This is a genomic window from Enterococcus rivorum (genome assembly GCF_001742285.1).
Classification (GTDB): domain Bacteria; phylum Bacillota; class Bacilli; order Lactobacillales; family Enterococcaceae; genus Enterococcus_L; species Enterococcus_L rivorum.
This window is the reverse complement of sequence record NZ_MIEK01000004.1, coordinates 35803-58809: the sequence shown is the minus strand read 5'-3', so window position 1 is coordinate 58809 and position 23007 is coordinate 35803. Positions and strand designations below refer to the sequence as shown.

Here is a 23007-nt window from a genome sequence, read left to right as displayed (position 1 = left end):
TTTTCAAACCTACCCTAGTACAGTTTGGCTTTTTTTAGCATGTCTTTTTTGATTTTTAGAGAAGGTTGCGTGTATCCTTCCTTGGTAATTTCCGCAATTCCGGTGTTCCACCAGCTTTCATAGCCTTCAGTCATGGTTTTTGGTAAAACTTTAATATGAATGAGAGTGGAAGTGGTTTGTTTTTTCGCTTCATCTAAAGCAGTTAATAATTGTGGAACAGAACTAACAGTGTAGCCTTTGCCGCCATATCCTTCCGCTATTTTTGCAAAATCGACTGTTAGTAATTGACCGTCATAACATTGAAATTCTGTTCCGAATGTCGGACTGCCATTGTTCATTTGCAAGTTATTGATACAACCAAATCCAGAGTTGTCAAAAAGCATCAAATTAATTTTTTTTCCGTATTGGATGCTGGTGACAAATTCAGAATGAAGCATGTGAAAGCTACCATCGCCCACCATTGCGTAGACTTCTTTTTCAGGATGGGCTATTTTTGCCCCGAATGCCCCGGCAATTTCATAGCCCATGGTAGAGTAGCCATATTCCATGTTGTAAGAATTAGGGGCTTTAGCTTCCCAAATCCGTTGCATATCTCCTGGTAAAGAGCCGGATGCACCAACGACGATGCTATTTTCATCTACCCAATCATTAAATTTAATTAAGGCGGTTGTTTGTGGCAATTCCGTCTCTAAACTATCAGCATAGTGATTGAGCTTTTCTTGTGTAAAATGTTCTGAAACTTCTGGGGTGAAGGTATCACGGGTAAAAGTAATGGAGCCTAAGCGATTTCTTTCCTCATACCATTCGTTTCGGAATTCTTGGTACTCTTTTTGGAATTGACTTCGGTAGTCACCGAGCTTTTCTGCGATAGCAGTCAGTGCTTCTTTGGCATCAGCGACGATTTGGAAGCCATCGAATTTATACGTTTGCATTCTAGAGACATTGATATTTAAAAAGCTGGCTTGTTCAAAATTGAAGGCTGACTTTGAGGAAGCAGTAAAATCTGTATAACGCGTTCCCACGCCGATAATTAGGTCTGCCTGTTGAGCCGCTTTATTCGCCGCCAAAGTCCCTGTTACACCTACCCCGCCAAGATTATGAATAAAGGTATTTGGCACCGTAGATTTTCCAGCTTGTGTTTCTACCAAAGGAATCGAGTGCTTTTCTGCAAGTTGCTTTAAAATCTCTCCCGCCCCAGAATATTTCGCGCCTCCACCAACAATAATTAGTGGTTTCTTACTTTGCTTGATCCGTTCTAAGGCACCTTTCAATTCGCGTTCTGTTGGTTTTTGTCGATCAAGATAGTGAACTCTTTCCTGAAAAAACTCGATGGGATAGTCATAGGATTCGCCTTCAACATCTTGAGAAAGGGCGATAGTTACAGGGCCACCTTGGCTTGGGTCAGTTAATACTTCAAACCCACGAATTAAGGCACTCATCAATTGTTCTGGGCGAGTAATGCGATCCCAATAGCGAGACAGAGGCTTCAATGCATCATTTGTGGTAATTGCTGCACTTTGATTTTGTTCTACTTGTTGTAAAACAGGATCAGGTTGGCGGCTGGCAAACGTATCTCCTGGTAATAACAGGACAGGAATGTTGTTTGCAAGAGCAGTTCCAGCAGCAGTCACTAGGTTGGCTGCACCAGGTCCTACAGAAGTAGTAACAGCGTAGATTTTCCTTCTGAGCTTTTCTTTTGAAAAAGCAATCGCAGCTTGAGCCATTCCCTGTTCATTTTTTCCTTGAATGAGGTTTAAGTGTCCAGCATCTTCTTGTAACGCTTGTCCTAAGCCTAAAACATTTCCATGACCAAAAATATGGAAAATTCCTTCAACAAACAGGCTTTTTTTGCCATCAATTTCAATGTACTGTTGATTTAAAAATTTAATCAAGGCTTGCGCTGTAGTCAATCGGATTGTCTCTGTCATCTTACTTTCCTCCGTCTTGTTCTTCGATTAACGCCTCTATTTCTGTGACTGTTGGCATCGCTTCAGAGGAACTGTGTTTACTGACAACGATTGCTGAAGAAGCACTTCCAAATTTAAGGGCAGTCTCAATCCCTTTATCTTTGCTGAGAGCATAGAGGAGTGCAGCAGCATAGGAATCACCAGCTCCAAAGGTTTTTAAGACTTTTGCTTTGTAGGCATACCCTCGATAAACATCCCCATTTTTTGTGTAAGCGTAAGAACCGTCTACACCGTGTTTAATAATAATTAATTCTGGTGAGTGTTGGAAAAGGCTGTTGACGGTAGCATCATTGTCACCGGACAGGCTATTTTCTAAACTGTTAAATTCGTCTCTAGTACCAATCACGAGATCTGATTTTTGAGCCGCTAAGGTCAAGTAAACAGCTGTTTCTTCTTTAGATTTCCATGTATAGGGACGGTAATCTAATTCAAACACGACTTTCACATGGTTTTTTCTGGCTAATTCAATCGCTTTTAAAGCAGCTTCTCTTGATGGGCTTTGAGCTAAAGCTGTTCCGGAAATTAGTAACATTTTGGTTTCTTTAATATAAGCTTCTGAAATTTCTTCAGGAGCTAAATATAAATCAGCCACTTCGTCACGGTACATTAAAATGCTAGATTCTTGTGGGCTTTTGATTTCTGTAAAAGCTAAACCAGTTTTATGCTCTGCATCGTCTGTTATCATGTTGGAAGTGTCTACACCTGATTCATTCATATATTGTCGGATGAAATTACCGTGTTGATCGTTAGCTAATTTTCCGATAAAACCAACGCTAAGGCCTAGTTTCGCGGCACCGATTGCGATGTTTGCAGGCGATCCTCCTACGTATTTTTTGAAGGTCATCGTTTCTTCCATAGGGCGATTATATTCAACAGCGTTTAGGTCAATGCAAGCACGACCGATAGCGATTAAATCAAATTTTTTTGTCATTTTTTTCTCTCCTTATTTTCTTTCAAGTATCCAACTATGTGCGGGATCGTCGTGGAAAACCCATTTTTTTTCTGGTCCAGCCATCACGTTTAAATAGTAAGAGGTATAGCCATCAGGCACTCCGACCGGATGATAACCTTTAGGAACAAGCACGATGTCCTTATTTTCAACAGCCATTGCTTGATCGATTAAGCGATCATCCGTATAAACTCTTTGGAAAACAAAGCCCTGTTGAGGATCAATTTCATGATAGTAGGTCTCTTCCAATAGGGATTCGTTAGGTAAAGCATTTTGATCGTGCTTATGTGGAGGGTAGCTCGAAAAATTTCCTCCGTTAGTATAAACTTCTACAACCAACAGCTTGTCACTAATTGTGTCTTGATCTGTTAAAATATTTTGAACAAGACGTTGGTTTTGGTATTTCCCTCTTTGTTCAATGCTGCTAGAGGCATGCTTAATTCGCGTGGTTGGTAATTTTTTCTTTGTTGGTGCATAAGCAAACAATAGTCGGCAGTCGCTTTCAGCAATGATTTTTATTTTTTCACCGATACCAACATAAACGCTGTCGGTAGGGATTTTATCAAAAACAGTTTGTCGAGTACCTAAATGTTCAAAAGTATTCCCTGGTGTTAATACGGTTATTTTTCCAGTTAAGGCTACGAGACAAAGTTCTAAGTCTGGATTGATTTCTTCCATTTCAGTTGCTTCTTTTAACTCTAAAACTTTTACTTCAATATACTCTAGACCACTATTTTTTCTAGTGACAGAGTGCAGTAAATTTATTTGATGATTCAAGGAATAGTTGATTGGTTTTATTTGCAAGTTCATTTTTTTCTCCTTCTAGAAGTTCGTTTTAAAAAGGCAGTCGTTTTAAATATCTTGTTCCGGATAACGGGCAGTCACTACTTTTTTATGGGTATAGAAGTCGACGCCGTCTTTTCCATTTGCATGTAATGTACCGTAAAAAGAATCTTTCCATCCTGAGAAGGGGAAAAAGGCCATTGGAGCGGGTACGCCTAAATTGATTCCTAACATACCAGCATCGATGCTTTCGCGGAAGTAGCGAATAGCGGAAGCGTTATTTGTAAACAGACAAGCACCGTTAGCAAATTCTGACTGATTAGCAATTTCGACACCTTCTTGAACATTCTTGATTTTCATGATAGACAAAACAGGAGCGAAAATTTCTTCTTGCCAAATGGTCATATCGGTTGTTACGTTTTCAAAAATGGTTGGCCCGATAAAGTAACCTTCTGATGGAGCGTTTTTTCGACCATCTAGAAGTAGTTGTGCACCTTCAGCAACACCCTTTTCGATATAGCCAATCGTTTTTTTAAGATTTTCTTCTCGAATGACTGGACCTAAAAAGACACCATCGTCAAGACCGTTTCCGATGCGGATTGCTTGCGCCTTTTCTGTTAGTAATTTTAGGAATGAGTCGTAAATTTCTTCTTCTACAGCGACTACAGCCGCTGCCATACACCGTTCGCCAGCTGAACCGAAGGCTGCTGCTAGGATTGCTTCTGCAGAATCGTTTAAAGCGGCATCTTTTAGAACGATGGTATGATTTTTAGCTCCAGTTAAGGACTGAACTCGTTTCAGATGTTCACTACCTTTGCGATAAATATATTGTCCGACAGATTTAGATCCTACAAATGAAATCGCTTTAATTTGTTTGTTTTCCAAAATTTCATTTACTACGTCATGGGCGCCATAGACAATATTTAGTACGCCCTTAGGCAAACCCGCTTCGGAAAAGAGTTCTACTAATCTTTCTGTCAGTAAAGGTGTTCTTTCACTAGGTTTCAAAATAAACGTATTACCAACTGCAATTGCCATAGGAAACATCCAACAAGGAACCATCATCGGAAAATTAAACGGAGTAATGCCACCAACAACACCAATAGGATAACGATAATTGACTGCTTCAACATCCGTAGCAATTGTTGCTAGTGAATCACCCATCATTAACGTTGGCGCTCCAGCAGCAAACTCAATATTTTCAATTCCTCTTTGTACTTCTCCTCTTGCTTCAGAAAGTGCTTTTCCGTTTTCTAAGGTGATTAGTTTTGCTAACTCTTCTTTATTTTCTATCACTAGTTGTTGAAATTTAAATAAAACTCTTGCTCGCCGAGGAACTGCTACGCGACTCCATGTAGCAAATGCTTTTTCAGCTATTTCCGCTGCTTCTGCTACTTCGGCTTTAGTGGATAGAGGTACTTGTGCTAGGACTTCTTTAGTTGCTGGGTTGTAAACGTCTTCATAAAAATCTGTTTTACTTTCAATCCATTGACCATTGACATAATTCTTTAGCTTTCTAATTGTACTCATTTTTCTACCTCCGTCAAATTGTTGGTATGTTTTGGTTATATTCTATGCTAATCTGATAAATATGTCAATGTGTTATCCAAAATATGCCCTTTAAATTGTAGGGAATTCAAAAATGTTGTGGTTATTTAGATGGCATTCAGTTCTTTTTGTGAAAAATCACATAAAATATGTTGATTATTGATTAACTTTTAGTTAAGTGTTAAAATAATTATAATTGAGATGTAGGAGGTGATGAAATCTATGAAAATTAGCAGATTGCATCAAATAGAAGAGTATGTTTATCAGCATGAGACCGTTTCTTTAGATGAATTGTGTGAGAAATTCAATGTCTCTAAAAATACCATTCGCAGAGACATCAATTTTCTAGCTGAAAAAGGTGTGCTAGAAAAAGTCTATGGTGGAGTTGTGGCTAAAAGTTCAACGCTGAAAACATTTGAAACAAGAACGGTCGATAACCAAGATATAAAATTACATATTGCTAAATTTGCTGGTCAATTTGTAGAAGCGAATGATATTATTTATATCGATTCTGGTACAACAACCAATAATTTACTATTAGATGTTGATCGCGAGATGCCATTTACGCTATTGACGAATAACCTAGATGCGATTAATTTAGCGACAGAGTTTTCAAATGTTCAAATTATTTTGATTGGGAATACTTACAAGCGAGCGACACGTTCGTTTATAAATATGGCAGAAGATAGTACGATTTCTAAGTTTAATATCAATAAGGCCTTCATGGCTGCTACCGGATTTTCTATTCGAGATGGGCTTTCTAATTCCGATCCGTTAGAATGGGAGATTAAAAAACAAATTGTGAAACGAGCGCAATCGATTTATCTTTTAGCTGATAATAGTAAATTTGATAAATCAGCGTTGTATTCTTACGCCTCGCTGAATCAATTAAAAGGGATTGTCACTAATAAGCCTATTTCAGAAGAATATCAACAGTATTTCATGGATCATAGTGTAATTACTTACCTAGTTTAAAAACGAAAATATTAAAAGGATGTTCGTTAGTTATAAAGAGAAAAAGCGGAAAACTTCCTGAAGGAATCATTTCAATGATTCCTTCAGGAAGTTTATTTACGCTTGTTTATTTTTTCTCATATCAATCACTACGGCTCCAACAATAATTGCTCCTTGAACAATTTGTTTTACGTAAGCATCAACACCCAGCAAGGTGAAGCCATTAGTTAAAGTGCCTAAAATTAAAGCACCTACTACAGCACCCCAAACTTTACCCACTCCTCCACTATGACTGGTCCCGCCAATTGTTGCTGCGGCAATGGCTGTTGTTTCAAACATGGTTCCAGCTGCAGGTTGGATTGAGCCACCTGTTCGACCAATATAGATTAGTGCGGCAACACTAGCTAATATGCCAGAAATCATATAGACATAAACTAAGTTTCGTTTCACTTTTATTCCTGAAATTTCTGCAGCCTCAACATTTCCACCAATTGCGTAGATGCTTTTACCGAAACTAGTATAATTCATGATAACCCAGATAATGAAGATAATTAGTACGTAGATAAGTACAGGAACAGGGATTACTCCAAAAATTCTTGAGCCAAACCAGTTCATTTGAGGATTGATATTACTGACGGGTTTTCCTTTTGAAACCATTAAAGCGGCTCCCCGAACGGCGATTTGTGTTCCTAAGGTTGCGATAAATGGTGGAATTCCTGTATAAGCAATTAGGCTACCGTTAATGATACCGACAACCCCACCAATGGCAAGTGTAATTAAAATGGTAACTGCAAGCGGTGCCATCCCAAGTCCAGGGAATATTTTGTCGATAGCGTTTTGAGTTTGGCTAATCGTTCCAGCTAAAATCCCTGCAAAAGCTAGTGTTGAACCAACGGATAAATCGATTCCTTTTGAAATCAAAACAATAAAAATACCTAATGCTAAGATGCCATAAATAGCTGTTTGAGTTAGCATATTCAAAATATTATTCAGTGATAAAAAGTTTGGATTAAGGCCAGTTAAAATGGCTACCATTGCAGCTAAAACGAACACAATTAAATATTCAGATAAGAATTGCTTAAGTGATGAGTTATTAGCATTTTTACTAACGATTGTTTCTTTTTCTGATGATCCCATAGTCTTTTCTCTCCCTAATTTACTTTTTCGATTGGAAAATCGTCTTTTTCGCCACTTGCGTAGGTTAATATCTCTTCTTGAGTTAATCCTTTGTTTTCAAGAATGCCAGTGATTTTTCCTTCGTGCATCACAACAATTCGATCACTCATCCCTAAAACTTCTGGTAACTCAGAAGAAACCATAATGATACTTTTTCCGGTATAAGCCATTGTGGAAATGTTTCGATGGATTTCAGCTTTGGCACCCACGTCAATTCCTCGGGTTGGCTCGTCTAGAATAAGAATATCAGGATTTGTTAAAAGCCATTTTGCGATTAAAACCTTTTGCTGATTGCCTCCGCTTAAGTTCATAATGGCCGTTTCGCCAGAGGTTGTTTTTATTTTTAATGTTTCTACATAAGCTTCGGCATCTTCCTTCATTCTTTGTGGACGTAATAATTTAAATTTATTTTCATATTGATCCATGCTAGAAGATAAAATATTATAGTTAACAGAAAGTAGTGGGAAAATCCCAGTTTTTCGGCGATCTTCTGTTAAAAAGGCTAGTTTGTTAGCTATTGCATCAGAGGGAGATGAGATGTTGACTTCTTTCCCGTGGATAAAAACTTGTCCAGCCGTGTGTTTTCGGTAGCCAAACAAGGTCTCCATTACCTCCGAGCGACCAGCACCGACGAGACCAGCGAAGCCTAAAATTTCTCCTTCATGGACATCAAAAGAGACATTATTAAACATCTTTCCATCCGATAAGCCTTGTACACTTAGCCTTGTTGGCCCAATTTCTACTTCTTGTTTCGGAAAAAGCTGAGTGATGTCTCGACCAACCATTAAATGAATCATTTCTTTCGTACTGGTTTCGGCGACTTCTCGGTCAGTTACGTATTGTCCATCACGGAAAATAGTGATTCGATCGCAAATTTCTTTAATTTCATCTAGTTTATGAGAGATAAAAATGACGCTAACACCTTCGCTTTTTAGTTGTCGAATAATTTTGTATAATTGCTCTACTTCTTTGTCAGCAAGTGAAGAGGTTGGTTCATCCATAATAATCAGTTTAGCGTTATAGGAGATAGCCTTAGCCAGTTCGATCATTTGCATTTTTGCGACAGTTAAATGTTTAATTAAAAGTTTCGGGTCAATGTCGGTGTCAATTCTGTTTAAAACAGATTTTGTCAGGTCGTACATTTTTTTATGATCGATCAAACCAAAGCGGTTTTTTGGTTCTCGTCCTAACCAGATGTTTTCCATGACTGATTTTTCACGGACAGGACTAAGCTCTTGGTGAATCATAGAAATGCCGGATTCTAAAGCTTTGGTTACAGAGTTATGTTCAATCAAGTGTCCATCAAACCAAATTTCTCCTGTAGTGGGCTTGTACATGCCGATAATACATTTCATCAATGTTGATTTTCCTGCACCGTTTTCCCCTAAAATACAGTGAACTTCGCCTTTTTTTACGGTTAAGTGAATATCATCAAGCGCTTTTACACCGGGGAATTCTTTCGTTAAGTGCCTAATTTCTAACAAAACGTCATTGCTCAAAAGAAAAACCTCCTTTTATTTAAATTCTTTCACATTTTCTTTTGTGACTAATTGGAAAGGGACGTAGGTTACTGCTTCTTTAGGTAATTGACCTTTATTCAGACCATCAATAATTTGAATGGCATTTTGACCCTGTCCGACGCCGTCTTGGAAAACAGTGGCGATTAAATCACCTTTTTCTACAGCTTCGATGGCATCTGGGATAGCGTCTACACCGGCAATAAGCAAGTCTTTTCTATTCGTATTTTTCGCTGCTTGAACAGCACCTAAAGCCATCTCGTCATTGTTGGCAATAATCGCATTTAATTTATCCCCATAAGTTGAGATCCAGTTTTCAGCAATACCTAAAGCTTTATCTCTTTGCCATTCGGCAGTTTCTTTTGCGAGGATTTTTATATCAGGGTATTTTTCACTGACTGTTTTGGTGACTCCTTCGGTTCGTTTCATAGCTCCTTCATTTCCGAGGATACCCATAGCTATTGCGATGCCACCTTCGCCACCCATCTCTTCTCCAATGAAATCCATCTGCATAATGCCAGCAGTGATTTCTTCTGAGCCGACATAATAAACATTTTTTGGCATTTCATCTTCTTTACCAGCGTAAGGATTCCTGTTAACAAAAATTAACGGGATTTTTGCATCTTGGGCGGCTTGGACAATGGGCCCCATCGCGCTAGTATCAACAGGAACAACAACGAGGGCTCCGACTCTGTTTTGAATCAATGCGTTGACTTGGTCTTGTTGCGCAATTAAATCTTCTTTTGCATTTTCTACTCGGAATTCATAACCTTGTGCTTTGGCTTCTTTTTTGGCGGCATCTAAGATGTAGGTTTGGAAAGTATCATTCAAGTTGTTAATGGCGTAACCAATTTTTTTGGTATCTGGTTCCAAAACTTGACCACAAGCGGATAAGGTGCTCAATACCAGCACTATTAGAAAACAACTTAGAGCCAATTTAACTTTTCTTTTCATTAATCGTTCCTCCTAGTATAAAGTTTCATACATATCTTGGTTATCTTTTGGTTATATCCTAATTTCTTTTTCACATTAAGTCAATCTTATTTTTAAGCGCTTACATTTATTATTAGAGTCATTGTGCTCATGAAATAAAAAAAGTGGAAAAGATTTATATCACAATATTCTTGAATTAGCTCTTTTTTTCCACTATTAGTGGACAAAATGAAGTTTTTTTCGTTGAACTTTATTCACATGCTTTTTAAAAAAAAGAAGTAACGACAAGAAGTTGCCCAAAAAATGCTAGTATATTTTTATTTATGAGAAAAAATTAGTTTTTTCTCATTTTCATTCTGTTTCTAAAAAATGATTGATTTTTGGTTAGTTTGGATTTTTTCTATTCCATAAAGCTTAAGGTAGTTAGATGACTTCGTTTGGTTAGAAGTGGTGGCAGACTGTTAATTAAAAAATATCACTTTTTGAAATGGTTATTTTATTATAATAATATTTTAAACTTTATCTGATTATTATTTTGTGCTCTTTTAAATATATCTTTCTCTTTCTAATAAGAAATAATAAGGATATGGTTTTATGACTTGTTTTCTGTTATACTATTCAACTGATTAATTATATAATAAAAAAAATATACTTTCGAAGGAGTGATGCTTATTGATAGATAGATGGATGTACTAAAAAAATGGAAGTTCTATTTAATGAGTTGAACTGCTTGAATGGCGTAATGAAAAATTGCTGACTTATTTTAGTCGTTACATATAGGTTTTTTGCTGTTTTTAGGCGATTCTTAGTGATTTCTTGATCAATCCTATAAAAAAGAAGTTATTGTGCTAAGAGTTATTCAACCGTTAGAGAACAAAAAAGATTAATAAGGAGGAGAAAAAATGAAAAAAAGAGGATTCGTATTAATAGTGATTTATCTAGTTCTATTGTTTGGAGGAGCATATCAAGGAAATGCGCAAGAGATAAAGACGCAGGAGATTGTGAGTATCGAAGAGCCTAAGTGGATTTTTAATGCAGGGACCAGTAAAGGGAGATACCACGATCGTCAAGACTTGGGTTTTGTTTTACAAAAGAATACTGTTTTAAAAATTCGACAAACCAATCCGCAATTCAAGGATAAGCTGACTGTGCGATTGTTAGGGAATGACTCTAAGAAAGAACAATCAGTGAAAGTGGGGTCTGACTGGATAACGATTAGTAGTAAAGAAGAGTCGCTGGTGCCTTTTGTCGATACGCCTTATAACGCAGAGGGAGCAATGCTTATGTATGAGATTGAAAGCGATCAAGCTTCAAAACCCTTACCAATCTATGAGCTTAATGATAATGAGGATCATTTTTTTAAACTTTGGGATTCTTCTGATGCAGAGTATGCGTTAATTAAAGGGAATGATTTTCAATTATTACTGCCAAAGTTAGATGAGAAAAAGGTCCAAAATTTAAAAGATTTTGATTCGCTGAATACATTAATAGAACATTATAATGATCTATTCCGTTTTTACAATCAAATGGCAGGTTTTGATGATTCCGCTCCAACCAATAAGAATGGGACCAATCGTTATTTCCTTAAGGCAGATATTAATGGCGCAGGTGGTGCTTATTATGGTAGCTATTGGACGGCTAGCACTGAAAGTACGACTGATATGTGGCTGAAAAAAGTTAGCTGGGGCACACTTCATGAAATTGCTCATGGTTATCAAACAGGCTTCGATGGGCAAGGAATGTATACAGGAGAAGTGTCTAATAATTTATTTGGTGTGCAATATCAATATGAGAAATATGGGAAACATGCAGATAAAATTGGTTGGCTGTTTAATTACGGGAAAAAGGATGCGGTTGAAAAAAATTTGTATACAAAAATAGTCAAAAATGATGGCACCTATGCTTCTGTAAATAATCGAGAAAAACTAATTTTGTTAACGATGTTAAAACAAAAAGCTGGAAATGTTGCTTTCACAAAGATGTACCAAGATTATCGTGTGATTGCCAATCAGCCAGACTTTAAAAGAGCGGATTATCCTTTGCCAGATTTATTAAATCGTAATTATAGTGACGTTAGTCAGTTGGATTTTACCCCAGTTTTAGAGAGATGGGGGTTGTCGCTACAAGAAGGTCAAGCTGATATTAATCGACACCAAAATTATCCAGCCGTCGCTTCCTTGGCAGATGTGGTTCCTGAGGGGAAATTGGTTGCTGCTCGTGCATTAATTGATCCTAACTTGCTGATTACTTCTAACTTCGAAATAGTAAAAAATGAAGAAATAGCAGCGCTAGGTCTACAGGGAACAGCTACGATTCAATTAAAGGTAAACGATCTTGACGAAGTGAAAGGAACAAAAATTCGTCTTAAAGAGGGCAATAAAGTAGTCCAAGAAAAAGAAATCACTAGTGAGAGTGTGCTATTTAATCAGTTGCCAAATGGCGTTTATACAATAGAGTTTGTTGGTGAAGTGATGACTAAATATATAGCAAGTCAACAATACTTGTATGTGAAAGAATCTGAAAATAATATCGAAATAAAGTTATCGAAACTTAATGTAAGTAGCTTCATGAATCAAAGTATCAACTTTTTAGGGCTTAGTGATAGAAAATTTGGAGAATTTAAAACAAATCTTAATGAAGGAACGGGCACCGTTTCTGTTACTTCTGCTACGCCACATAAATATTACAGTGGAGAAACTTACATGACGGTTAAAGTAAGCGATGAGAATGGTGTAGAAAAATATAGTAAAGTAATCGAAGGTACGGAAGTTACTGTGAAATCTGAGACAATCTCTTTGGTTGAAGGGGATCGAGTTGAAATTTATCATGCGGAGACCCGGAATAGACTCACTTCGACAGAGGAAATTATTAATAAGACGGAAAAAACCAATACTTGGCTAGTGACGAGTAAAGGACTTGAGAACATAGCACTTCCTAATAATTTAGAGCAAGAATTAATCAAAAAAATAGAGGCTGAGGGAACCGAATTGCTTCAAAATGAGCGGAGAAAAGACATCTCGATTCAGAAGTCAAATGTTAAGAAAAACTTGTTGCTGGCGATTCAATCTTTACCCGATCCAGTAAATACACAGCTGATAGAAAAATACGCGGAGCTATTTCTTTCTTCTAAACCTCAGCAGGGGCAAGCTTTTGAATATACTTTCAAAGGGGTATATGATCGAGTATTTGCGACGCTCATAGTTTCATTAAATGAAGGTAAAGGGGTAATTAAAACCCAAGGGATTCAACCGCATTCGTACTTTAATGAAAAATATGCATCTATTATTATTCAGGATCAGAACGGTTTAAACAAATATTCAAAAGAATATATTGGGAAAAGCAACTATAGAGCAAGTCAAGAGGAAGTTTCAATAAAAGTTGGGGATTACATTACTGTGTATCATACCGAGTTTAAAAATCGTTTGTTAATTCAGAATCAAGGAACTAGGGAAAATTTAGAGACAAAGGAAACCATTACGTACCAAGTAACAGCAGATGGTTTAGCATTAGTAGAAACGAGTGACATTCCTAAACCGAAACCAGAGGACGGCCGAGCTTTTGCGTATACATTCAAAGGATTATCGGATCGAGTATTTGCAACGATGGATGTTGCGCTAAACGAGGGCAAAGCAGTGATTGAAACGAAAGGGGGGCAACCGCATTTTAACTTTGTTAATGAAAAGTATGCGTCTATTATCATTCAGAATCAAAAGGGTTCCAGTAAATATGTTAAAGAATACATTGGTAGCAATGCCTACGAAGCAAGCCGAGAGGAAGTTTCAATAAAGGTTGGGGATTACATTACTGTTTATCATGCCGAATTTAAAAATTGTTTGTTGATTCAAAATCAAGCAACGGCAGATGAGTTAGAGACGAAGGAAACCATTACGTACCAAGTGACCATAAATGGATTGGTATTAGTGGAAACAAACGATATTCCTAAACCGAAACCAGAGGACGGTCAAGCTTTTGAGTATACATTCAAAGGATTATCGGATCGAGTATTTGCAACGATGAGCGTTTCGCTAAACGAGGGTAAAGCAGTAATTCAAACGAAAGCGACTCAACCTCATTGGTATTTTACTGAAACATATGCGTCTATTACTATCCAAGATCAAAATGGTTCTATTAAACATACAAAAGAATATATTGGTCGGAAGAACTATCCAGCTGAAAAAGATGAGGTGTTATTGGTAGAGGGGGACTTTATTACCGTTTACCATGCTGAATTTAAAAATCGTTTGCTTATCCAAAATCAAGTAACAACAGAAAAACTTACGACTGCTACAACTGTTATATATCAAGTAACAGAGGACGGGATGGAACTTGTGGAAGTGGAATAAATGAATCAGAGTATTTGACTGTTTCTCTAGGTAAAGAGGGACAATAAAAGAATATATTAAGGATTAAAAGAAAGTGAGCCGATAGTCAGGAAGCAATCTGATTATCGGCTCACTTTTTTGACTAAAAAGAGCGAATAAAGTATTGCGTCAAAAATGGCTGGAAAATCGTTAGAAATAGTCTATTTAAGAAGTGGGCACCATTTATTCAGAGAGTCCAAGATAAAACTAGTCTTTCGTTTTGTCTCAGACTCTTTCAAAGAATGTTTAATTGTCAAATGATTTTAAAATTTTTAGTAACAGTAGGTCACTCCCTTTTGGCTTTAGTATTTATTTTTGACAGAAGGTTAGGAACTAGCTCCAGCCACTCAGTTTCAGTTGGAATGTTAGACATTCTAAGAGATTGGCAATAAGTGATCGGTTCGTCAATATGGTAGTTATAAACACAAGTATCTATTTCTAATGCATCTAGCAAGCTATTCGTTAGAGGTTTGTTGAAAATAAAATGAGCGTTGACTCCATTAGGCAAAATATTTAATAGCTGTGTTTTAAAATAATTGAGAGATGAGGGAGTACCTGTCAATGAAAAAAGAATATTCCTTTTTTTTGTAGTATATCGTTCTATATAAGCTACTGTTATTAAGGTCAAACTAGTTGCTAAGTCTAAAGGATATTTTACATGCAAATAATTAGGCATTAAGTTCTTTGTCAGTGTGGTGATCCATTGATTAAGTATCTCTGGATAATTTGATTGAACATACTGCTGAATAGCGGAGCTTACTCGTTGAAAGCCTGGAGTTATATCAGATAGAAACATGGTATTTACTAAAAAAGCTTGCAACATCACTCTTAAATCGGCATTTACATAAGGCAATAATCCATTTTCGGAAAAAAAATAAAAAATCAGTGGCTCGAACTCAGCTAAATAATTCTTGTAATCCTTCATGTAAAAGGGGGTGCTTTCTTCGTAAATAACACCGTCTAGTCTGACAATAAATGCGAACAGAAACTCTTCTTCAGAAATAGATCCTAGTGGCAAACCAGAGAATTGCTGATAAAAAGCTGATTTTACATTTTTAAAATTAAACGTTGCTTCATGTTTTTCTAGCAATTCGATAGGTAGTTTAATAGGATGTCCAGTAAGGATTCTTTGTTCAATGATTAGTAACCAATGGGAAATTCGATAGTAGTCCAGATTTAGTTTCAATCCAAAATCTTTAGTTAATTGAGTAATAGTATTATGAACAGCAGCCAGTTGCTCTGTCTCAGCGAGTATTGAAGCGCTATCGTGTGCGTGTCTGAAGTATTGAAAAAAGAAAAACCGAATATCTGCTTCATTTCCTACAATATTTATAAAAGGTTTGATTCTAAGGGATAGGGAGTATTCTTTTAGAACTTTTTTTAAGGTATTTAAATAAGAACGAATCGTCGATTCAGAGATGAAGGTTTCAATAGAGAAATCTTCTAAAGTTTTCTCTTCTGATAGAAATATTGATTCTATAATCTCGTAAAGGGGATTTCCATCAAGTTGGTCACTAATAAAGCCTGATAATAGGAAAGGGTTGTCTGCAATTAAATAGACACCTTCAAATTCTTTTGAAATGATTTTTATTTCGTTTGGTAGCAACTCATTAATTGTTTTTATTTCTGATGAAACCGTTTTATCAGTAGAATGGCACATTTTTGATAGATAGGTAATTGGTTTTGGCTGCTTAGCTTTTAGTAGTAAAGTGACGATGTCAATTCTTCGTTTTACTCGTTTATCGACAATAAGTTTATATCCAATTTCATTCAATAGGAAGACCTCCTCAACCTTTTCATTTATTATACAATGCTAGTATTATTTATCCAACAGGTAAGTTTTTCATACTAATATATGATTTTTTTGAGAGTTTATTTAGATTTTTTATATTTTCCTCGATTTTTTTCAATAATTCAGCAAGATAATCTTATTTTAGTCATCCAAAATTTTATATATAGCGCTTGAAACCTTTAAAATCAAGTCTATTTCTTTATTTAGAAATTCCACAGCACTCAGGAATTTCCAAATTGAGGGATAGACTCTTTCTTTTTATACTGACCATATAGTAAAAAATGTTATTGGAAACACGAGTATGTTTATTACTATATAAAAAATAACAATATTCTCTTTTTCATAATGTATAACTACTTTTTATATGTTTTTTATTTATAAATGTTTTTTATATTTTAAGAGGAGATTAAAAAAAGGAGACAAAAAGGGGGAATATATTAGACAAAGATGGGAATGAATATGTTAAATTCTAATCATTGCAAAAAAATAACGAAAGCTGGTGATCGATTTCATTTCATTTATCGTGCTGAATACCGATTTCATTTTTTCATTAAATTAAATCAGATTAGATAAAAGCGGTAATAGAAAGGGATGACTACAATATATGGAGTTAATTAATTTTATAGATACTAGTGATCGAGATAAATTAAAGATTGTATCCATGTTTGAAGAACAGGGAACGGAAGAAATTTCTTTTGAGCATTTAATGATGACTTTTGGTTTCTCACGATTCAAATTGAATAATTATATTAAACAGTTAAATGAGGATTTGGAAAAATATGGAGCAAGTTTACAAATTATTTATCTACCATGCACAGAAGTAAAAGTTACTGGATTCACTAATGAAATACTTAGAAAGCTTCGTTTAGTCTACTTAAAGAAGTCAACTCTATTCGCTATGTTTTCTGAATTAATTGTATCTAAGTTGTCGATTAAAGAGTTTGGAAAGAGTAGATTTTTTAGCCGCTCTAAAACGTATATCATAAAAAAAGAGTTGGAAAAAATATTGGCTTCCGTAGGATTAGGTATCTCAAATAAAGAGCTCAGTGGATCGGAAGAAAAAATTCGTAAATTTGCATTTGAAGTTTACTACTATTTTTTCAATGGGCTTGAATTTCCATTTTCAGAATCCGTTAGAAAAGAAACTTCACTTGTTTCTAGAATACTAATGAGTGAGGTAAAAATTGAATCAGTTCCAACTAGAATGACTAAGCTGGAACTTTTTATGTCGATTTCTATTTTAAGGATAAAAAATCGTCATAAGGTTGAAGAGTCTAGTGTTGATTTAACAAAATTAAGAAAGGATATATTTGGTGAAAAATTGAGTTTTTATAAATCAGTAGAGGAGAATTATTTATTATCAGCACAAGAACTTCATCAGGAAATTGATTTTTTACTAGTATTTTTGATTACAGAAGATGTTTTACTACCCGATTTTTTCTCGCTAGGAATAATGAATAGTCAGATTCAGTCACTTACAAGTGAAATGGAAAAAATCTTGATTACTGAGTTACCTTTTTCAAAGGAGTTAGCGGAATACGAAGAAGAAAGTATTCTACTAAATGTGAAGGTGGCATTGTTTAAGCTTCATTTTAAAATTATTTATTTTTCAACGACTTACTTTACGTCAACATCGGAACAACAACTGTCATTTTTTATGGAAACCTATCCGAGATTTCATCATCTAGTTGAAAAATTTCTTGATTTCTTATTTTCTGATAAACAGTTACTACACCTACATAGTAAGAAAGTTTCTCTCTATTACGACTATATGTTGGCATTAATTTCTTCAGTTCCAATGAAATATTTGAAAAACAAAATTTATATTTGTGTTGATTTTTCTAAAGGAGAAATGTACACAAATTATATTGTAAACAATCTAGAATTCTTCGGTAATCTAAATATTGAAGTTCAAAGGAAATTGACAAATAATACTGATATTTACTTATCTGATTATTTTTATAGTAAGGCACTGTGCAGGCAAGTCATTTGGAAAAATATACCTAATGGTAATGACTGGCGATTTTTAGGGGAAATAGTGGCGGATGTCCGAAAAGAATAGTAAGAACATATCGGATAAAGACAAGAAGAGGCAACGAAGTGCTCAATTAGTTTGTAAAGGGGGAAGTCAACATGCATAAAATAGGAATCGTCCAAAATTTGAAACATGATTTTCCGACTTATAGTAAAGAATTAAAGGAATTAGGTTTTAGCCTTGAATTCATCCTAGCAGAAAATTTGCTAGAGAAATTAAATCAGATTGATGTCTGTTTAATTGAAGAAGGTCAATCGTTGGAGACTTGTGAACTTATACTGATGCTACGAAAAAAATCAACAAGTCTCATTTGGATTCTTTGTGAGGAACTTTCTAGAATTAATAAACTTGTCTATTTTGAGTTAGGAGTGGATGGAGTAGCAGATGTAACCAACGAAAAAGAATTATTTTTGTTGCAACTTTGTAATATTTTAAAAAAAGTAAAGAATAGAGCAGACTGTGACTATCAAAAACATACTCCCTCTCTTTATCTAAATTCAAACAATCTCAGTGTTTTAAAAAATGGCATGGAGGAGATTAGTTTGACGCCACTAGAGTTTAAGGTATTAAATTTGTTGTTAAAAAAACGTGGAAAAATGGTTTCTTACAAAGAAATTTATCAAACTTTATGGGAAGAGGAGAAGAAAAACCAACTTTATCGAGTGAACAATTTAATTTTTAGTCTTAGGAAAAAATTGAAAGATTCTTCAAATCAGTTTTATATTCGAACCATTCGTTCGAAAGGGTATGTGTTAAGTAATTGAGTAAGAGTAGTCCAGAGTGTTTTTTGTTAAATGGAAATGAAGATAGAGTCAAATGGTTCATTTTGAAAGAATGTACATCGAAGGAGTACGTCAATTTATGTCTTATTTAAGACTTTTTTTAGAGTTTTGCGCGTATTGATTAACAGGCTAAAAGAATAGGTCATAAATCAGTATAAAAAGAATCCCACAGTAACTAAAAAAAGAAATACAGCCTGAAAACGTTGGAATTCCTCAGTTAAAAGCCGGTTTGCAAATTACGGAATACTAAGGAATTCTCAAATTGAGGATGAGCCCAATATTTCTTATACTAGCTTTACAGTCAAACAAGAAAAGAGTGAAGGAGGAATATTATGGGGAAAACAAAAAGAGATTTTAAAACAAGAAAATTTCAGTTGATAGCAATAGTAGCAATCTTAACTATCGTAATTGCCTATTTATCTGGGACAGGAAAATTAGGCACCATGATTTCAGCAAACAGTTCAGACCCTACAGTCAACGATTTATTTTTCTCAGAGCAAGACAAAGAAGACCCGTTGGATACATATACGGATCTTACTGTAGGAGAGGAATTAATTTTAGATGTTCATTCATTAAACGAACTAGATAAAACAGTTCAACTAGAACTAGTCGAAGGTCTTCAACTAAATAAGGAAAAAACAGTTGAAGCCAATCTGGATCGTTCAGCAAACGAATGGCTTAAGGAAGACAAAGAAAATATTTTAATCAATCTGTCTGACAGCCAAGAGAAGCATCTTACAAAAACAAGATTGATCTTCGATGTTATGGATGAAAAAGAAAAAAAATTAGTCTTAAAAACACTTCGTGAAGAGACTGTTTATCAATCAGCTCCCTTGTTATTGAATTCTGAAGCAAGTGAAGAAAAAAACACTACAACAGAGGAGTTTGAGTTTCAGCCAATTGCTCCTATGAGTGGAAATTTGAATATGGATGTGGACATTGCTCCAGTAACTACATCAGTTCAATCGGGTACTGAAGCTATTTACAAATTGAACCTCAAAACGACGGGTGCGATGATTCCTAGTTATAAGAATGCCTTGCTTGTTGTGACACTTCCGAGCCAGGCGAATTTCACCCAAAATTTGTCAGAGTTGATAATAGCAGGTGTTAGGCCACAATACAATGCAACCAATCGAACATTAACATATAGATTTCCAGAGTTGAGTACAGGACAAGCCTATCAAGTGAATATTAAAGTGATGCCTCCTAATGGTACAACCTTGAATGATACAAAATTAACCACAACTGTGAGGCTCTCAGCAGACAACTTTTCAGCAGTGACAGTTTCAGCTGTAGTGAATGTCATTGCCAGTTTACCTTTTTCGATTACAAAATCCTATGTAGGTGTTGAAGGGAAAACAACTTCGGAAGGACCAAAACCAGGAGACACAATTATCTGGCGGATAAAAGCAACAGCATCCTCTAAAGCATCTGGATTACTATTTTTGAAAAACAATCAGAAGATTGTCATAACAGATACGTTGATTTCAGACTTGGCTTATTCATCAACAACAAGTAGCGTACCGCCAACGAGAAGTGGACAAACAGTTACGTGGAGTTTCGATGCACCGACACTAGCTAATCAGCAGCAAGCTTTAACTAATTCAGCAGATTTATGGAGCACTGAATTTCTCGTGAGAACGAGGGCGTCAACTCTTATAAATGTTACCAAGACGTTAACTAATGACGCTAGTGTAAAAGTGATTGACTTTGGAGATAAGACAACTGAAATGAAATCAAATCAAGCGAGTATTGGGATAGCGACAGGAGGAACAACTTTGACGCCACCAGAAGGAACATGGTACTATCCCACCTATTCTGGACCGTTAGACGGGGCGGGGTCTGCTGGACCAGCGAATCCTGTGCCTACTGTAACCGATATAGCTACTTTAGGATTTGCTCATACTTATATAATATCCCCGTATCAAGAAACGGTTTATGGGAATAAAGCAAAAACAATTCCATACAACTGGAACAATCAGGAAGTTTATACAAAAGGATATAAGTATGTCTCAATCATTGAAAAAATCGATCCTAATCTAATTTTTGAGTCGATTGCATTTTCAAGACCCAAGAATTATGCAAGAAGAGATGTTCCATATAGTGAATTAAATCAAATACCTCGTGTTACGTTTAAGTTTGAGGTAAATACGGTAGGGAATTACAAGACAACTGAAGTGGATTCTGAAAAATTAGCAACGGTACCATTAATGCAACTTAAAAGAAGTGATCTCAAATTAGTTGATTCAGACCGTGTTCTTTCATATCAAGTAGTATACGAAAATAGGGATGGAAGTGCTATCCAAGGGGGATTTGCCTCGGATACTATGGGCGTAATGTATAGAGTAAAAGAAGGATACGTAGGTCGGATAACCAATAATCTTTCTTATGAGGGACAGGTTATTGGAGCCGCAACGCCATTTTATCGGTATCCAACCAATGATGATCCAGCTACTGCGATTGGACCAAGATCAGCAAATGTTGTTAAAGCGAGTACCTCGATACCAGTTGTTTCTACAGCAGTCACAATGGTTAATAAGGAAAATGTGGTTGAAACAGGCGATAATAAAATTTTTATCAGCTTGAAAAATGAGGTTAGCTCTCAAATAAGAGTGAATAAACCCATTAATGCAGCAATCCTTCTACCAGAAGGGGTGAAACTTAAGTCGAATCCAATGCCAGATTACATGGATGCAACAGGGCTTAGAACTTCTCTAAGGGCAGATGCCCGAGGCGGGAGCTATACAAATGTTACTTCGAATTATAATAATACCAACAGGCAACTCGTCAGAGTTAAATGGAATGACCCAGATCTTTTGCCTGGGCAGTCTGTAGGCGCTTGGTTAGATGTTGATGTTGCGGCTACTGCACCTTCGCCACTACTTCCAATTGTTTACGGCTTTTCAGGTAATAGTAAATTCACTGTACCAACGGCTACAGGAAACAGTTTGACAAATTCAATTTTAGAAGTAGATTCTGATGACTTGAATGGCGATGCTAATAAAACGCAAAATCGGGTAAAATCGGGTAATAGCTATGTAATGCTTCGAGAAATGAATGTTCAAACTGAAAAATTAATTAAAGGAGAACGAGACAGCACTTACAGTAGGCTAGGACATACCATCCCTGGAGGGAAAATCGACTACCAATTAAAAATATCCAATACCAATAATGAACCACTGACAAAATTTGTTTTAATGGATATTCTCCCATCAGTAGGAGATTTAGGAATTACAGATGGGGCCCAACGAGGCAGTCTGTTTACGCCATCCATGACCGGACCGATTACGGTTCCATCGGATTGGGTGAACAAAGTGACTGTTTCTTACAGTACAGCAGTCAATCCAAAGCGAGACGACTTAGTGAAAAATGTCATCTATCCAGGTACGACTCAGAAATTAACCAATCCTAGTAGTGCCACAACGCCTACTTGGCTGGCGGCGTCCAATGTGACCAACTGGGCCACGATTCATAGTTTCAAAATTGAATTGAATAGTGGTGTGAGCTGGGTCAAAGGGCAAGGGATTACCTTGAACTTTTCGATGAAAGCACCAGATGAAGTGAGTATTATCGATAGAAGTATTCTAGATCCAGCCAAAGAAGAGACGAGTCGAGCGGCTTGGAACTCCTTTGCATATGGAGCCAATACGATGCAAATTGTTGAACCAGAGCGTGTCGGAGTCGTGATGAATGGCTTAGGAAAAGTGAGTATTCAAAAAGTGGATGCAGCGAATGTTGCCACTAGATTATCAGGCGCTACTTTTGTTATTGGCGCCACAGAAGATCAGCTAAATAGCGGAAATTACATCAAGATTGGTTCAAACGGTAGTTTGGTTTATCCAGGGGATCTCGCTTATTCTACTAGCTTAAAAAATTATGAAGTGACGACCAATTCACAAGGGATTGCCCAATTCGAAAAACTCAATTTGGATGGTACAAATGGTAAAAAATATTATTTGAAAGAAATCAAAGCACCAACAGGGTATCAACTACCCACAAAAAATATTGCAGTGACGGCTTCATTGGATACAAGTCCCGCTACAATTCAAATTGGTAACATCAAAAAAATAGCTATACCGCAAACTGGAAGTATTAGTTTGGTTCTTTTCCTTATAATTGGAACAGGCTTGGTTGGTACTGGGGTTATGCGTTATATAAAGCAACAAAAAAATCAAAAAACTATAAAACAGAAAAGAAGAGGGAATTAATC

General features: G+C 36.1%; 13 protein-coding genes. 5 read left to right on the top strand and 8 right to left on the bottom strand.

What is annotated here, in order from left to right; translation table 11 throughout:
• Positions 1-14: 14 nt before the first annotated feature.
• From iolD to BCR26_RS02355, 4 genes are read right to left on the bottom strand one after another with little or no spacing between them, the layout of a single operon-like run.
• Positions 15-1928, bottom strand: coding sequence for a 3D-(3,5/4)-trihydroxycyclohexane-1,2-dione acylhydrolase (decyclizing) (gene iolD, locus BCR26_RS02370; protein WP_069697365.1), 1914 nt, complete (start codon positions 1926-1928; stop codon positions 15-17).
• Between the two features lies 1 nt (position 1929).
• Positions 1930-2898 carry a 5-dehydro-2-deoxygluconokinase gene (iolC, locus tag BCR26_RS02365; protein WP_069697364.1) on the bottom strand — a complete coding sequence of 323 codons (969 nt, stop codon included), beginning with the start codon at positions 2896-2898 and terminating at the stop codon, positions 1930-1932.
• 12 nt (positions 2899-2910) lie between these two features.
• On the bottom strand, positions 2911-3726 hold the full coding sequence (gene iolB / locus BCR26_RS02360) for a 5-deoxy-glucuronate isomerase (protein WP_069697363.1): 816 nt from the start codon (positions 3724-3726) through the stop codon (positions 2911-2913).
• A gap of 42 nt (positions 3727-3768) precedes the next feature.
• On the bottom strand, positions 3769-5229 hold the full coding sequence (locus BCR26_RS02355) for a CoA-acylating methylmalonate-semialdehyde dehydrogenase (RefSeq protein WP_069697362.1): 1461 nt from the start codon (positions 5227-5229) through the stop codon (positions 3769-3771).
• Positions 5230-5469: 240 nt separating this feature from the next.
• Here BCR26_RS02355 and BCR26_RS02350 point away from each other — a divergent pair, with 240 nt between their 5' ends.
• A complete protein-coding gene (locus BCR26_RS02350) occupies positions 5470-6222 on the top strand; it encodes a DeoR/GlpR family DNA-binding transcription regulator (protein ID WP_069697361.1) in 753 nt (250 codons plus the stop codon).
• A gap of 96 nt (positions 6223-6318) precedes the next feature.
• Here BCR26_RS02350 and BCR26_RS02345 read toward each other — a convergent pair whose 3' ends face one another.
• From BCR26_RS02345 to BCR26_RS02335, 3 genes are read right to left on the bottom strand one after another with little or no spacing between them, the layout of a single operon-like run.
• Positions 6319-7338, bottom strand: coding sequence for an ABC transporter permease (locus tag BCR26_RS02345; RefSeq protein WP_069697360.1), 1020 nt, complete (start codon positions 7336-7338; stop codon positions 6319-6321).
• A gap of 14 nt (positions 7339-7352) precedes the next feature.
• Positions 7353-8876, bottom strand: coding sequence for a sugar ABC transporter ATP-binding protein (locus BCR26_RS02340; RefSeq protein ID WP_069697359.1), 1524 nt, complete (start codon positions 8874-8876; stop codon positions 7353-7355).
• Between the two features lie 15 nt (positions 8877-8891).
• Complete coding sequence (locus BCR26_RS02335) at positions 8892-9848, bottom strand: substrate-binding domain-containing protein (RefSeq protein WP_069697358.1); 957 nt, start codon at positions 9846-9848, stop codon at positions 8892-8894.
• Between the two features lie 881 nt (positions 9849-10729).
• Here BCR26_RS02335 and BCR26_RS02330 point away from each other — a divergent pair.
• Positions 10730-14170: a putative mucin/carbohydrate-binding domain-containing protein gene (locus BCR26_RS02330; RefSeq protein WP_069697357.1), complete on the top strand. Its 3441-nt coding sequence runs from the start codon at positions 10730-10732 to the stop codon at positions 14168-14170.
• 304 nt (positions 14171-14474) lie between these two features.
• Here BCR26_RS02330 and BCR26_RS02325 read toward each other — a convergent pair whose 3' ends face one another.
• The gene (locus BCR26_RS02325; RefSeq protein WP_069697356.1) at positions 14475-15962 is read right to left on the bottom strand and encodes an AcpB/EbpR/MafR family transcriptional regulator; all 1488 of its coding nucleotides are present in this window, start codon (positions 15960-15962) and stop codon (positions 14475-14477) included.
• A gap of 622 nt (positions 15963-16584) precedes the next feature.
• Here BCR26_RS02325 and BCR26_RS02320 point away from each other — a divergent pair.
• The 3 genes from BCR26_RS02320 (at position 16585) to BCR26_RS02310 (ending at position 23005) form a co-directional block, all read left to right on the top strand.
• Entirely contained in the window at positions 16585-18042 is a 1458-nt protein-coding gene (locus BCR26_RS02320) for a helix-turn-helix domain-containing protein (RefSeq protein WP_069697355.1), read from the top strand.
• Positions 18043-18113: 71 nt separating this feature from the next.
• A complete protein-coding gene (locus tag BCR26_RS02315) occupies positions 18114-18779 on the top strand; it encodes a winged helix-turn-helix domain-containing protein (RefSeq protein WP_069697354.1) in 666 nt (221 codons plus the stop codon).
• A 350-nt stretch (positions 18780-19129) separates the two neighbouring features.
• Entirely contained in the window at positions 19130-23005 is a 3876-nt protein-coding gene (locus BCR26_RS02310) for a SpaA isopeptide-forming pilin-related protein (protein ID WP_069697353.1), read from the top strand.
• Positions 23006-23007 lie beyond the last annotated feature (2 nt).